15 protein-coding genes are annotated in these 14,171 nt (G+C 63.4%); 8 read left to right on the top strand and 7 right to left on the bottom strand.

The genetic code is table 11. The features are described 5' to 3' along the window. Nucleotides 1-50: 50 nt before the first annotated feature. Together NIM87_RS17470 and NIM87_RS17465 are read left to right on the top strand one after the other, a co-directional pair. Entirely contained in the window at nucleotides 51-1,109 is a 1,059-nt protein-coding gene (locus NIM87_RS17470) for an ABC transporter permease (RefSeq protein WP_254676005.1), read from the top strand. After that, the gene (locus tag NIM87_RS17465; RefSeq protein ID WP_254676004.1) at nucleotides 1,109-1,888 is read left to right on the top strand and encodes an ATP-binding cassette domain-containing protein; all 780 of its coding nucleotides are present in this window, start codon (nucleotides 1,109-1,111) and stop codon (nucleotides 1,886-1,888) included. Before NIM87_RS17470 ends, NIM87_RS17465 begins: the two co-directional genes overlap by 1 nt. A gap of 70 nt (nucleotides 1,889-1,958) precedes the next feature. Here NIM87_RS17465 and NIM87_RS17460 read toward each other — a convergent pair whose 3' ends face one another. Beyond that, a complete protein-coding gene (locus tag NIM87_RS17460) occupies nucleotides 1,959-3,065 on the bottom strand; it encodes a 2'-deoxycytidine 5'-triphosphate deaminase (protein WP_254676003.1) in 1,107 nt (368 codons plus the stop codon). 333 nt (nucleotides 3,066-3,398) lie between these two features. On the opposite strand from NIM87_RS17460, the gene metZ reads away from it, so the two are divergent. Further along, nucleotides 3,399-4,607 (top strand): O-succinylhomoserine sulfhydrylase, encoded by a 1,209-nt coding sequence (gene metZ, locus NIM87_RS17455; protein WP_254676002.1) that lies wholly within the window; start codon nucleotides 3,399-3,401, stop codon nucleotides 4,605-4,607. 134 nt (nucleotides 4,608-4,741) lie between these two features. Beyond that, the gene (locus NIM87_RS17450) at nucleotides 4,742-5,557 is read left to right on the top strand and encodes a transporter substrate-binding domain-containing protein (protein ID WP_254676001.1); all 816 of its coding nucleotides are present in this window, start codon (nucleotides 4,742-4,744) and stop codon (nucleotides 5,555-5,557) included. On the opposite strand, the gene NIM87_RS17445 is transcribed toward NIM87_RS17450, so the two are convergent. Continuing rightward, nucleotides 5,558-6,181, bottom strand: a complete 624-nt coding sequence (locus NIM87_RS17445) for a DUF2306 domain-containing protein (RefSeq protein WP_254676000.1) — start codon at nucleotides 6,179-6,181, stop codon at nucleotides 5,558-5,560. A 79-nt stretch (nucleotides 6,182-6,260) separates the two neighbouring features. Between NIM87_RS17445 and NIM87_RS17440 the strand changes: the two genes are divergently transcribed. Continuing rightward, the gene (locus tag NIM87_RS17440; protein ID WP_254675999.1) at nucleotides 6,261-6,860 is read left to right on the top strand and encodes a TetR/AcrR family transcriptional regulator; all 600 of its coding nucleotides are present in this window, start codon (nucleotides 6,261-6,263) and stop codon (nucleotides 6,858-6,860) included. Here NIM87_RS17440 and NIM87_RS17435 read toward each other — a convergent pair. Then, nucleotides 6,857-7,267, bottom strand: a complete 411-nt coding sequence (locus NIM87_RS17435) for a tellurite resistance TerB family protein (protein WP_254675998.1) — start codon at nucleotides 7,265-7,267, stop codon at nucleotides 6,857-6,859. The genes NIM87_RS17440 and NIM87_RS17435 overlap by 4 nt on opposite strands. 144 nt (nucleotides 7,268-7,411) lie before the next feature. On the opposite strand from NIM87_RS17435, the gene NIM87_RS17430 reads away from it, so the two are divergent. Then, on the top strand, nucleotides 7,412-9,052 hold the full coding sequence (locus tag NIM87_RS17430) for a lysine--tRNA ligase (protein WP_254675997.1): 1,641 nt from the start codon (nucleotides 7,412-7,414) through the stop codon (nucleotides 9,050-9,052). Nucleotides 9,053-9,236: 184 nt separating this feature from the next. On the opposite strand, the gene aac(6') is transcribed toward NIM87_RS17430, so the two are convergent. Then, nucleotides 9,237-9,683, bottom strand: a complete 447-nt coding sequence (gene aac(6'), locus NIM87_RS17425) for an aminoglycoside 6'-N-acetyltransferase (protein WP_254675996.1) — start codon at nucleotides 9,681-9,683, stop codon at nucleotides 9,237-9,239. After that, nucleotides 9,680-10,330 carry a S24 family peptidase gene (locus tag NIM87_RS17420; RefSeq protein WP_254675995.1) on the bottom strand — a complete coding sequence of 217 codons (651 nt, stop codon included), beginning with the start codon at nucleotides 10,328-10,330 and terminating at the stop codon, nucleotides 9,680-9,682. Before NIM87_RS17420 ends, aac(6') begins: the two co-directional genes overlap by 4 nt. 130 nt (nucleotides 10,331-10,460) lie before the next feature. On the opposite strand from NIM87_RS17420, the gene NIM87_RS17415 reads away from it, so the two are divergent. Both NIM87_RS17415 and NIM87_RS17410 read left to right on the top strand, forming a co-directional pair. Beyond that, nucleotides 10,461-10,820, top strand: a complete 360-nt coding sequence (locus NIM87_RS17415) for a DUF952 domain-containing protein (protein ID WP_254675994.1) — start codon at nucleotides 10,461-10,463, stop codon at nucleotides 10,818-10,820. After that, complete coding sequence (locus NIM87_RS17410) at nucleotides 10,817-11,929, top strand: quinone-dependent dihydroorotate dehydrogenase (protein WP_269468096.1); 1,113 nt, start codon at nucleotides 10,817-10,819, stop codon at nucleotides 11,927-11,929. The genes NIM87_RS17415 and NIM87_RS17410 overlap by 4 nt, the downstream gene beginning before the upstream one ends. Nucleotides 11,930-12,057: 128 nt before the next feature. On the opposite strand, the gene NIM87_RS17405 is transcribed toward NIM87_RS17410, so the two are convergent. Continuing rightward, nucleotides 12,058-13,404: an MATE family efflux transporter gene (locus NIM87_RS17405; protein ID WP_254675993.1), complete on the bottom strand. Its 1,347-nt coding sequence runs from the start codon at nucleotides 13,402-13,404 to the stop codon at nucleotides 12,058-12,060. A gap of 77 nt (nucleotides 13,405-13,481) precedes the next feature. Beyond that, nucleotides 13,482-14,153, bottom strand: coding sequence for a nucleoside/nucleotide kinase family protein (locus NIM87_RS17400; RefSeq protein WP_254675992.1), 672 nt, complete (start codon nucleotides 14,151-14,153; stop codon nucleotides 13,482-13,484). Between the last annotated feature and the right edge of the window lie 18 nt (nucleotides 14,154-14,171).

Below are 14,171 nucleotides of genomic sequence, written 5' to 3'. Positions count from 1 at the left end.
GCGGGTCGTCATCGGCCCCTGCCATCGATTGGGAACCGGGGAGGATACCCATGTCGAACCAGACCGAGGCCGAAACGGACCTCGTCGCTCGTGCCGAGACGATTGCCAGTTTTGAGCATCAGCACACCCTGCTCTCGCGCATCCAGCACGCGCTGCATTCCAATCCGGCTTTGGTGCCGCTGATCGTTCTGGTCGCCTCGGTGCTGGTCTTTGGCGCCTTGCTGGGCACGAAGTTCTTTTCGTCCTTTGCCATGACACTGATCCTGCAGCAGGTCGCCATTGTCGGCATTGTCGGGGCCGCCCAATCCCTGGTCATTCTCACCGCCGGCATCGACCTGTCGGTCGGCGCCATCATGGTGCTGAGCTCGGTCATCATGGGCCAGTTCACCTTCCGCCTGGGCCTGCCGCCCGCCGTGGCCGTCGCCTGCGGTCTGGCCATCGGCACGCTCATCGGCTTCATCAATGGCTGGCTCATTGCCCGCATCAAGCTGCCGCCCTTCATCGTCACGCTGGGCATGTGGCAGATCGCATTGGCTTCCAACTTCCTCTATTCGGGCAATGAAACCATCCGCGCCCAGGACATTGAAGCCAATGCCCCGCTGCTGCAGTTCTTCGGCCAGTCCTTCTCCTTTGGCGGCGCGGTCTTCACCTATGGGGTGATCTTTTTCATCCTCCTCGTGCTGGCGCTTGCCTATGTATTGCGCCACACCGCCTGGGGCCGCCACGTCTATGCCGTGGGCGACGATCCCGAGGCGGCCGAGCTTTCGGGCGTCAATACCAGGCGCATCCTCATCTCGGTCTATGCACTCTCAGGCCTCATCTGCGCCTTTGCCGGCTGGGTCCTGATTGGCCGCATCGGCTCGGTATCACCCACCTCCGGCCAGTCGGCCAATATCGAGAGCATCACGGCCGTGGTGATCGGCGGCATCTCGCTGTTCGGCGGACGCGGCTCGATCCTGGGCATGTTCTTCGGCGCCCTGATCGTGGGTGTTTTCTCGCTCGGCCTGCGCCTTCTCGGCGCCGACGCACAATGGACTTACCTGCTCATCGGCGCGCTGATCATCGGCGCTGTGGCCGTGGACCAGTGGATCAGAAAGGTCTCTGCCTGATGGAACCCATTCTTTCCGCCCGCAATCTCAACAAGCGCTATGGCCGTGTCACGGCGCTCGACAATTGCGACTTCGATCTCATGCCCGGCGAAATCCTCGCCGTCATCGGCGACAATGGCGCGGGCAAGTCCTCGCTGATCAAGGCCCTCTCCGGCGCGATCAAGGTTGATAGCGGCGACATCTTCCTCGATGGGCAGGCGGTCAACTTTTCCTCGCCCATCGACGCCCGCAACGCCGGGGTCGAAACGGTCTACCAGACCCTGGCCATGTCGCCGGCGCTCTCGATTGCCGACAATATGTTCATGGGCCGCGAGATCCGCAAATCGGGGTTCATGGGCAAGGTCATGCGCCAGCTCGACCGTCCCGCCATGGAGCGCATCGCTCGCCAGAAACTCTCCGACCTCGGGCTGATGACCATTCAGAACATCAACCAGGCGGTCGAAACCCTGTCCGGCGGACAACGCCAGGGCGTTGCCGTGGCCCGTGCCGCTGCCTTTGGCTCAAAGGTCATCATTCTCGACGAACCCACCGCTGCGCTGGGCGTCAAGGAATCCCGCCGCGTCCTTGATCTGATCCTCGATGTCAGGGCGCGTGACATCCCGATCATCCTGATCAGCCACAACATGCCCCATGTGTTCGAAGTGGCCGACCGCATCCATGTGCACCGCTTGGGAAGACGCCTCTGCGTCATCGACCCCAAGGACTACACCATGTCCGACGCCGTGGCCTTCATGACCGGCGCCAAGGCCGCCCCCGGCGCCGTGGCCAGCGCCGCATAGCGTTCAACCCGACCAAGTTCCTCCGTCGGGTTCTCACGGAGCCGGCGCATCCTTCAAGGGTGTGCCGGCTTCAGCCTTCAAACGCCTTGAAATGCTTCGAGAGCTTGAGCGTCTGTGCCTGATAGTTGGAGCCCAGATCCGTGCCATAGAGCCGGTCCGGCCTTTCGGCCAGTTCCTCATAAATCAGCCGCCCGATGATCTGGCCATGACCGAGCAGGAACGGCACTTCGCGGCTGCGCACTTCAAGCACGGCGCGGCTACCCGTGCCACCGGCTGACGAATGGCCGAAACCAGGGTCGAAGAACCCCGCATAATGCACGCGGAATTCACCCACCAACGGGTCGAACGGCACCATTTCAGCGGCATGGGTCGGTGGCACATGCACCGCCTCAAGGCTCACCAGAATGTAGAATTCATCCGGGTCCAGGATCAGTTCGCTCCGGCCTCGTGCATAAAGCGGCTCCCAGAAGTCGAGCACATCGAGCGCCGCCTTCTTGTCCACGTCGATCACTGCCGTATGCCGCTTGGAACGGAACCCGATCAGTCCGTTTCGCCCCTGACCCTGCAAGTCGATGGAGAGCGCCACGCCTTCGCCCACGGGCTGGTCCCCACCAATAACCAGCGTATCGGAGGCGTGCAGCGCCTGGTGGTCCGCCACCGACAGGCGGCTGTCGCCGCAACGGAACCGCATCTGGCTGAGCCGCGAGCCGGTCCGCACCAGCACTGGAAAAGTGCGCGGGCTGATTTCAAGATAGAGCGGACCATTGTAGCCGGCGGGCAATTGGTCAAAGCCCCGCGCCCGATCGCCGATGACGCGGGTGAACACGTCGAGCCGCCCTGTCGAGCTTTTTGGGTTGGCAGAGGCGCTGACTTCAGGCGGCAGGCTGAGACTTTCTTCCAGCGGCACGAGATAAACGCAACCGCGCTCCAATACCGCGCCATTGCTCAAATCGATCTCGTGCAGTTTCAGCGCTTCGATGCGCTCGGCCACCGAATGGCTCGGGCCGGGCAGGAAACTGGACCGCACGCGAAAGGCCGTCTTGCCCAGCCTGAGGTCGAGGCTGGCGGGCTGCACTTGGTCGGCATCGAAGGGCCGCGAGGCGATAATGGCACCCTCGCCATGTAGTTTTTCGATCAACCGCGCCGGAAAGACGCCCTTGGGCCAGGTTTCAGCCATGTCGCAATTGTTCCCCGCCGCGCTTTGCTCATCCCTAGCAACCACGGCAATTGACGCCAACAGCCAATTGGACTTAGATCACAACCCAGTGGTGATTTGGCCGGTCGCTTGCAGCCACTCAAAATCGTTTGAAATCCTCGATGAGAAGCCAGATGGCGTGATCTTCGAGAACCGACGCGCAGCGTACGTTGAGTACGTGAGCATTGGAAGCGCAGTAGATCGCGGTAGATGGCGAGCAGCGTGGATTTGAAATGGTTTTGAAAAAGAAATGCTAAAGACCGTTGTAAACCGGCCGCCATTTGCGTGCCGGTTTTTTGTTTAAAGGCGTAGACCATGTCCAGGAAGAACAACCCCCTCGCTGACCCCAAGAAGTTGTCGGCGGCCACCCAGATGGTGCATGGCGGGGGCAAGCGCTCGGAGTTCAACGAAACTAGCGAGGCGCTGTTTCTCAATTCGGGCTATGCCTATCCCAGCTCCGAGCACGCCGAGCTTTTGTTCCAGGGTAAAGTTCCCGGCGGCCACAACTACTCGCGCTTCGCCAATCCCAATTACGACATGTTCCAGAACCGCATGGCCCTGATCGAAGGCGCCGAAGCGGCACGGTGCTTTGCCACCGGCATGTCTGCGGTCACCAATGCGGTCATGAGCCAGGTGCGGGCAGGGGACCACATCGTTGCCTCCCAGGCGCTGTTTGGCGGTTGCCGCTATGTGGTGGAAGATTTCGCGCCGCGCTTTGGTGTTGCCTCCACATTGGTCGATGGGCGCGACCCGGCCAATTTCGCCGCCGCCATGCAGCCCAATACCAAGGTTGTGTTCATCGAGACGCCGACCAATCCCACGCTTGAGCTGGTCGATATTGCTGCCGTGGCCGAGATCGCCCATGCCCATGGCGCCAAGCTCATCGTCGACAATGTCTTTGCCACCGCGCTGTATCAGAAGCCGCTCGAACTGGGCGCCGACCTCGTCACCTATTCGGCCACCAAGCATATCGACGGCCAGGGCCGGGTGCTGGGCGGTATCGTCCTGGGGTCCAAGGCTCTCATCGAGGGCGATGTCCACACCTTCCTCCGCCACACCGGCGCGACGCTCTCGCCCTTCAATGCCTGGGTGCTGACCAAGGGCCTCGAAACCTTCGCCCTGCGCGTCGAACAGATGACCAATAGCGCCGAAAAGGTCGTCGCCGCTCTTTCCGGCCATCCCAAGGTCAACCGGGTCATCTATCCGCACGATCCCAGCCATCCGCAATACGAGCTGGGAAAACGGCAGATGAAGCGCGGCTCCACGCTGCTGGCCATTGACGTCAAGGGCGGCCAGGATGGCGCCTTTGCGCTTTCCGACAATCTGGCCGTGATCCTGATTTCCAACAATCTGGGCGATGCCAAGTCGCTGATCACCCATCCGCGGACCACGACCCATGCTCGTCTCACCGAGGAAGTCCGCCTCGAGACCGGCGTCACCCCCGGCCTTCTGCGCCTCTCCGTCGGCCTCGAAGACCCCGACGATCTGATCGCCGACCTGATGTATGGCCTGGATCAGGTTTAGGGGCAGATCCAACCACTGTTCCGCCCTCGGGCTTGACCCGAGGGCCAGCCTGAACGTCACTAAGGCCAGTGATTTGAAATGAGTGGCCCTCGGGTCAGGACCGAGGGCGCCATGGTGAAAGTGGATAAAGCGACGTGAAAAACTGGCTTCTCTGGTTCGGTGCGCTTGGGTTGTTCCTCATCACCCCCGCATTCGCCCAGCCGCTCCCCTATCATGCCGATCCCGATGCGCGCGAAATGCTGCCCAGCATTGTCCCGGTCCCGGCAATTCGGTTCCTCACCACAGCCGATTTCCCGCCCTTCAACTTTCGCGACCCCAACGGCCAACTGGTCGGCTTCAATATCGACCTCGCCAAACGCATCTGCGCCGAGGTCAATGTCGCCTGCACCATTCAGGCCTGGCCTTGGGACCAGGCCGCCAATGCCCTCAGCGACAGCCAGGGCGACGCGCTGATTGCCGGCCTGGCCATGTCGCCCGAAAACGCCAATCTGTTCGACTATTCTTCGACCTATCTGGCGCTGCCGGGGCGGTTCGTCACCCGTGCGGAGGATGCCACCGGCTTCCGGCCGGAAGCGCTCACCGGCCAGGAGGTGGCCGTGCGCCGGGGCAGCGCCCATGAGGCGTTTCTTGAACGCTACCTGCCCGCCATTGAACGCGTCGCCGTCGACAGCGAGATCGCCGGCCTCGAAGCGCTCAGATCAGGATCGGTCGATGCCTGGTTTGGCGACGCCATGCGCGCCTCGTTCTGGCTCAACGAAAACCTCAATTGCTGCGGTTTTGCCGGCGACGCCTATTTTCGTCCGCACCTGTTCGGCGAAGGCTTCACCATCGCCATGCCGGCCGGGCACGATCCAGTCCGCCACGCCATTGACTGGGCACTGGTGCGCCTGAAGGAAAACGGCACGCTGGACGAACTCTACCTGCGCTGGTTTCCGGTGGGGTTTTACTAATCAGGCAATAGCCAGGCGCCGCGCCTTAGGCCAGCGCAGAATGATTTCGGCTACCACCAGGTTCGGCACCCAGCACAGCCAGGCAATCGCCGGGTAGGCGGTGGGAAACGGGATGTCGAGCGCCATCGACAGCGGGATATAGATCCGCAGCGTCACCGCAGCCAGCGTCAGGGCAATCGAACGGATCATCCAGCGCCGATGCGCCGCCCGGTCGCCGCGCATCGCGAGGCTGATGCCCCACATGGTTGTGCCCAGCCAGCTCATGGCCAATAGGCCAAAGCCCAGCGCGGCCACCAAGCCGGCTTCCGTGGTGATGGCCAGCCACAGCCCGCCGGCCCCGGAGATCAGGATCGCGATGCCATAGGTCCGACCGATGGCACGATGAATAACCGGTCGGCGTTGGCGCAGCCCCTGCCAGAGCTGGAACGGCACCAGTGCCAGCGCCACCGGCGCCAGCACCACATGTGCAAAAAAGGCAATCGGCCGCATCTGGGCGTGATAGGCGACAAAACCCATGGTCGCCTCGACCCCGCCCACCATGAACCGCCAGGAAGCAAGCGCCACACCCAGGCACAAAATCCACAGCAGCGCGTTGCGCCCCCATCCCAATGTCGTTGCAATCATCCTCAGTCTCCCTCGTGCTGCTTGACAGTGTAAAGCCCGTTTTCCTTGACACTGTCAAGCGCACTTGTTTACTGGCGTCATGACCACCTCTCTTGAAATCACGCACCCACCGGCCCATGGCGATCTGCGCGAAGGCCTGATCAATGCCGGGCTGACGCTTCTGGCCCGTGATGGAACGGCCGGGCTGACCTTGCGCAAATGCGCGGCGCTGGCCGGCGTGTCCCATGCCGCGCCCGCCCATCATTTTCAGGGCCTGCCGGGCCTGCTCGACGCGATTGCGGCGCGCGGCTATTCACGCTTTGCCGATGCCATGGAGGCGCAGGCAAGCGCCGGGCCGAATGAACCGCGCGCCCGGTTGGAAGCCATCTGCCTCGCCTATTTTGATTTTGCCCGCGACAATCCCGCGCTCTACGACCTGATGTTCCGCCAGATCTGGTCGCTGGCCGGCTCAGGGGAGGAACTGCGGCTGGCCGGTGCGCGCGCCTATGCGGTGCTGGCCGAGGCTTCCGCCCCGTTCGTGCTGCCCGGAACAGCGCCGGGGGTCGTCGAAACCCAGGTCTGGAGCCTGATCCATGGCTATGCCACCCTGACCCTGGTGGGCAAGCTGGGGCGCAACCGCCCCATTGCTTCGGTCGAGGATCTGCTCAGCCTGCTCCGCCGGCTCCCGCTTAACCTTTAGGCGGGCAGGCGCCGGTGCCGCGCCCGGGCGGCCACTTCGATGGCGGCCGTGGTCAGCCGGTCAAGGCTGAGGTGATCGCGCAGCATTTCGAGGAACCGCAATTCCTCCTGCTCAAGGTGCAGGTCAACCGCCGTGACTTCCACGGCCAGAGCATAGGCCGTGTCCTGCAGCTTGACCGGCAGGGCGGCCACCGCCTCTTCGATCACGCGATCAAGGCCATTGGGGCCATTGAGAATATCGGCACAGGCATTGGCGACGTCTTCGAGCCGCTCCTTGTCGAAGCCCTCGAACACCGGCAGCCGATCAATCAGCGCGGTGATGCGTGTCAGCTCCTTTTCCGTCATGGCACTGTCGGACGAGGCGGCCACGATCATCAGATGAATGAGGGCGTCATGAGCGGAGGTCATTGTGCGGGTCCCGATTGGCAACAGGATCAAGAACTAGGCGCTCCTGCGGGCCTGCGCAACCACCTGCGACATTGACGTCCGACCGGTTCCGGTGCATTGACCGGGCTCCGCCTATTTCCGTCATTTCCGAAAGGCTGCCACCCAGTGTCGCCCGCCACTTTGCCCGCCCTTGACCCCGATTTCTTCGCGCCCGCGCAGACTGCGCGCGCCTGGCCCTTCGAGGAAGCGCGCAAGCTGGTCAAACGCCTGGAAAAGTCGGGCAAGGGCGAGGCCCTGTTCGAGACCGGCTATGGTCCCTCGGGCCTGCCCCATATCGGCACCTTTGGCGAAGTGGCGCGCACCACCATGGTTCGTACGGCCTTCCGGCTGCTGACCCGCGACCAGATTCCGACGCGCCTGCTGTGCTTTTCCGACGACATGGACGGCATGCGCAAGATCCCGGACACCGTCCCCTCCAAGGAGGCGATGGAGCCGCATCTGCAAAAGCCGCTGACCGCCGTGCCCGATCCCTGGACCAATGAATATGCCAGCTTCGGCGAGCACAACAACGCCATGCTGCGCCGCTTCCTCGACACCTTTGGCTTCGATTACGAATTTGCCAGCGCCACCGACTATTACAAGACTGGCCAGTTCGACGAGGTGCTGCTGCGCGCTGCCGAACGCTATGACGACATCATGGGCGTGATGCTGCCCACGCTTGGTGCCGAGCGGCAGGCGACCTATTCGCCCTTCCTGCCGATCTCGCCGATTTCGGGCCGCGTGCTTTATGTGCCGATGAAGGAAGTCAATGCCAAGGACGGCACTGTTACCTTTACGGACGAGGATGGGCGCGACACCACCGTGCCGGTCACCGGCGGCCATGTGAAGCTGCAGTGGAAGCCCGATTTCGGCATGCGCTGGGCCGCGCTGGGCGTTGATTTCGAAATGTTCGGCAAGGACCACCAGACCAACCAGCACCTCTACGACAAGATCTGCGCGATCCTCGGCGGCACCCCGCCCGAGCACTATGTCTATGAGCTGTTTCTCGACTCCGAGGGCCAGAAGATCTCCAAGTCCAAGGGCAATGGCCTGACCATCGACGAATGGCTGACCTATGCGCCGACCGAGAGCCTTGGCCTTTACATGTTCCAGAAGCCGCGCGTCGCCAAGCGCCTGCATTTCGATGTCATTCCGCGCGCCGTCGACGAGTATTTCAACTTCGTCGCCGCCAATGAGCGCCAGGATGCCGCCCAGCGTCTCGAAAATCCGGCTTTCCATGTCCATTATGGCAATGTGCCCAAGGTCGACATGCCGGTCACCTTCGGTCTGCTGCTGAACCTGGCGACGGCCTCGAACCCGGAAACCCCCGAGGTCATGTGGGGCTATATCTCGGCCTATGCGCCCGGCGTCTCCCCCAAGACCCATCCGCATCTCGATGCGCTGGTCGGCTACGCCATGCGCTATTTCCGCGATTTCGTGGAAAAGTCCTACCGCGCCCCCGACGATGTCGAGCGCGCCGCCCTCCAGGCGCTGTCCGCAGCCTTTGCTGATCTGCCGGCCGAAGCCAACAACGAAGCCCTGCAGAACGCGGCACTCGACGTCGCCCGCACCTTCGAGCGCTATCAGGACCACACGAAAAAGAGCCCCACCGGCGGCCCCGGCGTCTCCGGCGACTTCTTCCAGATGCTCTACCAGGTGCTGATCGGGCAGGAACGCGGGCCCCGCTTCGGCTCCTTCGCCGCGCTCTATGGCATCGACAACACCCGCAAGCTCATCCAGAAAGCCTTGGACGGCCAACTGGGCTAAAGCATTTCATTGTCAGCTCGACTATCTGGCCTGCGCCTCCCTCCCCTAGTGGGGAGGGAATGAGGGTAGGGGCGTCGGTGTTCATCGCGCCGCCGTCGGTTCATTCGGAGCGCAGCACCCCAACCCCGGCCCTTCCTCAAAGGGAAGGGGCGAGCGAACCGCATCGACCTAAAAGTGACATGACCTAGGCCAGCCGCTTCCTGAAAAACACGACGCGCTGGGTTTCCTCAAAGCCCAGTGCGGCATGCATGGCCTGGCTTCCGTCATTCTGGACCGGCGCGTCCGAAGCAAATTCTCTGAGCCCCTGCTGCCGCGCCCAGTCTTCGGCTTCAGCCACCATCGCCCTTGCCACGCCGCGCCCGCGCGCCGCCGGCCAGACAAAAATTCCTTCGAGAAAAGCCACGGGCGAGGTCTTGCACCCATTGACGTAGTCATGGCGGATGGAGACTTCCAGAAATCCGAGGGCCTGATTGTCCTCATCCCGCGCGAGCAGGTTTAGCGTCTCGCCGGGCTCGCCAAGGAGTTCGGCAATTTCCCGCGCATGGTCGCCTCCGGCGCCGCTCGGCCAAAGGGCCCCGCGCATCGCGGTCCAGTCAGCGGCATCGGCGGCACTTGCTGGCGCGATCCTCACTGGCTCGCCCAGATAATCCGCGCCATCCACTCCACATCCACGATGTCAAAGAACAACGGCTCGTAATCGGGGTTGATCGAGTGCAGTTCGATCTGCTTGGCGCTCTGCCGGGCGAGAATCTTGGCCATCACCTCGCCCTCGCGCGTCTTGACCACCACCCGGTCGCCGCGGCGCACCTGCTCGGTGGGTGAAACCACGATGCGGTCACCCTCGCGATAGAGCGGCTCCATGCTGTGGCCCGAAATTTCCAGCGCATAAATGCCGCTATCGTCGGGCGTGGGCAACGCCACTTCGTCCCAGCCATGGCCCACCGGATGTCCCGCATCGTCGAAATAGCCGCCGCTGCCGGCCTGGGCCAGGCCCAGAAGCGGAATGGTGCGCAACGCCGCTTCGGCAAAGCCGCCGGTCATCGGCAGGAACGCCCCGGTACCCGTGAGGAAGCTGTCAAAGCTTTCCCCGGTCGCTTCCAGTATTTTGGAAATGCTCTCGGTCGATGGCCAGCGCTCCCGCCCGTCCTTGCTGACGCGCTTGGAAACATTGAACGCGGTGGCATCGAGCCCGGCAAGCTTGGCCAGGGCCGACACCGACACACCATTGCGCCGGGCCAGCCCGTCAATTCCATCCCAAATGGCCCGGTGTGAGAGCATAACGTCGCCTGAAAAGGAATGATGTCTTAGAGCGGAAAACAATCCTAGGATAATGCCCCGTATTCGCCTTGTAAAGCGGCCCTTTCCGCATTACCCCCGCTCCCAGACATAGCCATTCAGGGTTTCCACCATGCCCGCTACGCCAGCCCTCATCTACAAGATCGCCACAAGCGCCAGTTTCGCCCCGGCGCGGACCGTCGGGCACTACGCCGGCATGCCCATCGACGCGGCGGATGGCTATATGCACTTCTCGACCGCCGCCCAACTGGCCGAAACCTTGCGCCTCCACTTCAAGGGCCACGCCGATCTGCTGCTGCTGGCTGTCCGCACCGCCGATCTCGAAGCCGATCTTGTCTGGGAGCCATCCCGCGGCGGCCAGCTTTTCCCCCATCTCTATGGCGGGCCATTGCCGCTTACGAGCGTGGAATGGGAGCAGCCGATCAGCGTCGATGCCGAAGGAAACTGCGCACTGCCCGAGGCCGTCCAATGATTTTTTCCGCCCTGTCGCCGCTGTTGCGCAATGCCGGCCTTGCCAATCTGACCAAGGACGCGCTGCTGCGCATGGACCCCGAAACCGCACATGGCGCCACCATCACCGCCCTGCGGCTGGGCCTTGCGCCGCAGCAGGAGCACGCCGATCCGCCCGAACTGGCAATCAACCTCTGCGGGCTGGAGTTGAAAAACCCCGTCGGCATGGCCGCCGGTTTCGACAAGAATGCCGAGGTTCCCCGCCCGCTGGCCCTGATGGGTTTTGGCATGGTCGAGATCGGCACCGTCACCCCGCGCCCGCAATCGGGCAATCCCAAGCCGCGCCTGTTCCGGGTCGGCGAGGCGGAAGGCGTCATCAACCGCATGGGCTTCAACAACCAGGGCCACGACGCGGCCTTTGCGCGGCTCAAGGGCCTGCGCGTTCCCGCCGCCCTCGGCGTCAATATCGGCGCCAACAAGGACAGCGCGGATTTCGTCGCCGACTATGTACTCGGCGTGCGGCGCTTTGCCGATCTGGCCGATTATCTCACCGTCAATATATCCTCGCCCAATACCCCCGGCCTCAGGAACCTGCAGACCGACGAGGCCTTGCGTCGCCTCTTGGGTGAAGTGCTCGCGGCCCGCGCCAAGGCCAAAACCCGCGTGCCGGTGTTGCTAAAGATTGCGCCCGATCTCGATGAAGCCGGCATGGACGCCATTGCCCGGGTCATTCTCGACACCGACCTTGATGGCCTGATCGTCTCCAACACCACCATTTCTCGCGACCCCGTGCTGGGTCTCGAAAACGCCGATGAAACCGGCGGTCTTTCGGGCAAGCCGCTTTTTGCCCTCTCCACCCGGCGCCTCGCCCAGATGCGGCAGCGCGTCGCCACGCTGCCCCTGGTCGGCGTAGGCGGCATCCACTCGCCGCAATCGGCCCTCGCCAAGATTGAAGCCGGCGCCAACGCCATCCAGCTCTATTCGGCGCTGGTCTTCGGCGGCCTCGATATGCTTGATCGCATCAAGCGCGGCCTGGTCGCCGGGGTGCGTTCGGCAGGCAAGCACAACATCGCGGAGCTGGTTGGGACGAAAACGGACGATTGGGCGAAAGGCAAAATCGAACTGCAATGATGGTCTGCTAGCGACCGATCCGCCCGCGGGCTTGCCCCGAGGGCCATTTGCCACGGCGCCAACTGCATCTGCCTGTTGGTCCTCGCGTCAAGCGCGAGGACGGCCAATGCTCTTTGCTGACATGGGCTTCAGGCCGGGCTGAATAGGCTAGCCCGGCGGCGCTCGAGCGCCCACCAATAGATGCCGCCGCGAGCCAGGAACCAGCAATGGAGCGCCGCCCATAGGCCCCAATTGCCCCAGGCGGGCTGCAACAACGCCGCAGCGCCCAGAAACACCGCCAGCGATACCACCATGCCGTTGCGCATCACCACGTTCTGCGTCGTGCCGATCAAAATGCCGTCATAGACAAAGGCGGGCATGAAGGTGAGGGCGCACAGCGCGGCAATCGGCAGATAGGCCAGCGCCTGCGCCCGCACCGCCTCATTGGTGGTCATCAGGCCAATCACCCAGGGACCACCCCCGTACCAGAACGCGCCCAGCCCCAGGGCGATGATGAGGCCCCAGATCATCGACAGGCGATAAGCCTGGTCATAGGCCGGCAGCCAATTGGCGCCCACCGCCTTGCCGGCCAGCTGCTCGGCGGCCTGGGCAATGCCGTCAAGGAAGAACCCCACCACCATCAGCAGATTGAGCAGCACCGCATTGGCGGCCAGCGACACCTCCCCCATGCGCGAACCCTGCGCGGCGAACCAGGCATAGGCCCCCATCAGCGCCATCGAGCGGATCATCAGGTCGCGGCTGAGGCCGAACATGCGCTGGATGGCATGGGCATCGCCCAATTCGCCCGGCGCCATGCGCGAAAGAAGGCCTGCTATGCCGCCATAATGCCGGACCAGGATCACAAGGCCCAATAGCGCGGCCACGATTTGCCCTAGCAGCGTGCCCGCCGCCGCTCCCGCCACGCCCCAACCCAGTCCGTAGACCAGGCCGATGCTGCACACGATATTGATGCCGTGCAGCACCAATTGCAGCAGCATGCCGGTGCGCGCCGCCGCTCGGCCATAGAACCAGCCGAGCAGCGCGTAATTGATCAACGAAAACGGTGCCGACCAGATGCGGACAAAAAAGTAATCTGCCAGCGCTGCGGCGACGCCCGGCTGCGGCGCCAGCAGCGCCTCGGCGGCCCAGAGAATCGGCAGGGCCAGCGTGATCATCACCCCGCCAATGCCGATCCCCAGGATCAGCGCGCGGCTCACATGCAGCAGGCCATCACGCGGATCGCGGGCGCCCACGGCCTGCGCCACCAGCCCCGCCGTGCCGATGCGCAGGAAATAGGCCAGCGAGAACAGCACATCGAACACCAGCGCGCCCAGCACCAGCCCACCCAGCAGCGCCGCGTCGCCCAGGCGCCCCACCACCGTGATATCGACCAGCCCCACCATGGGTTCGGTGATGAAGGCGATGGAAGCGGGCAGGGCGATGGACCAGACGTCCTTGCTGCGGACGTCGAAAGGATGTTGGGGGCGGGTGGTCATGGAAGGACTCAGAATATGGGAGCCTACTTCTATCATCCCGCCTGTGGCGAAAAACCCCCATCGTGTGGCGATTGGTCCTAGCGCGCCACGTCCATTTCGAACACCACATCCGCCCGCTCGCGTGACGCTTCGACCAGGTCGTAGTTCGGCAGGTCGTTGCGCGCGATATGGGCCCGGTTGCGCTCCTCGGAGAACAGGCCTTCCTCGCCGTGGCGCTTGAGCAATCGCGCTTCCACCAGATCGCGCGGCACATGGATGAACACTGCATAATCGAGCAGCGACTTGACCCCGGCCCATGGTCCCTGGGTCAGCAACAGGTAGTTGCCCTCGACCACCAGCACCTTCACGTCCGGCGCCACAGTGAAGGCGTCGTCCACCGTGTCCTCGATCTTCCGGCTGTATCCTGGCCCGCTGACCGGCTCCGCCGCCCGCTTGAGGTGATGCAGGAAGCTGACAAACGCGGCCCCCTCAAAGGTGTGCGGCGCGCCCTTGCGCCCGGTCTCTCCCATGGCTTCGATCTTGGCGTGCTTCATGTGAAAGCCATCCATCGGCACCAGCGCCGTGCTGCCGGGCCTGACCGCATTGAGCATGGCAACCAGTTCGGCCGCCAGCGTGGATTTGCCGGTGCCGGGTCCGCCGGCCATGCCGATGGCAATACGCCTGCCGCCCGCCGCGCTTTCCATTTCAAGAATATGGGGAACCAGCCGCGACAGCACGCCCTGCGGTGTCAGCTGCATTGTCTCGGGCATTCCCGTTCCTCCTTGGTA

The organism is Devosia ureilytica (assembly GCF_024273195.1).
Classification (GTDB): Bacteria; Pseudomonadota; Alphaproteobacteria; order Rhizobiales; family Devosiaceae; genus Devosia; species Devosia ureilytica.
This window is presented reverse-complemented; position numbering and strand designations above follow the sequence as displayed.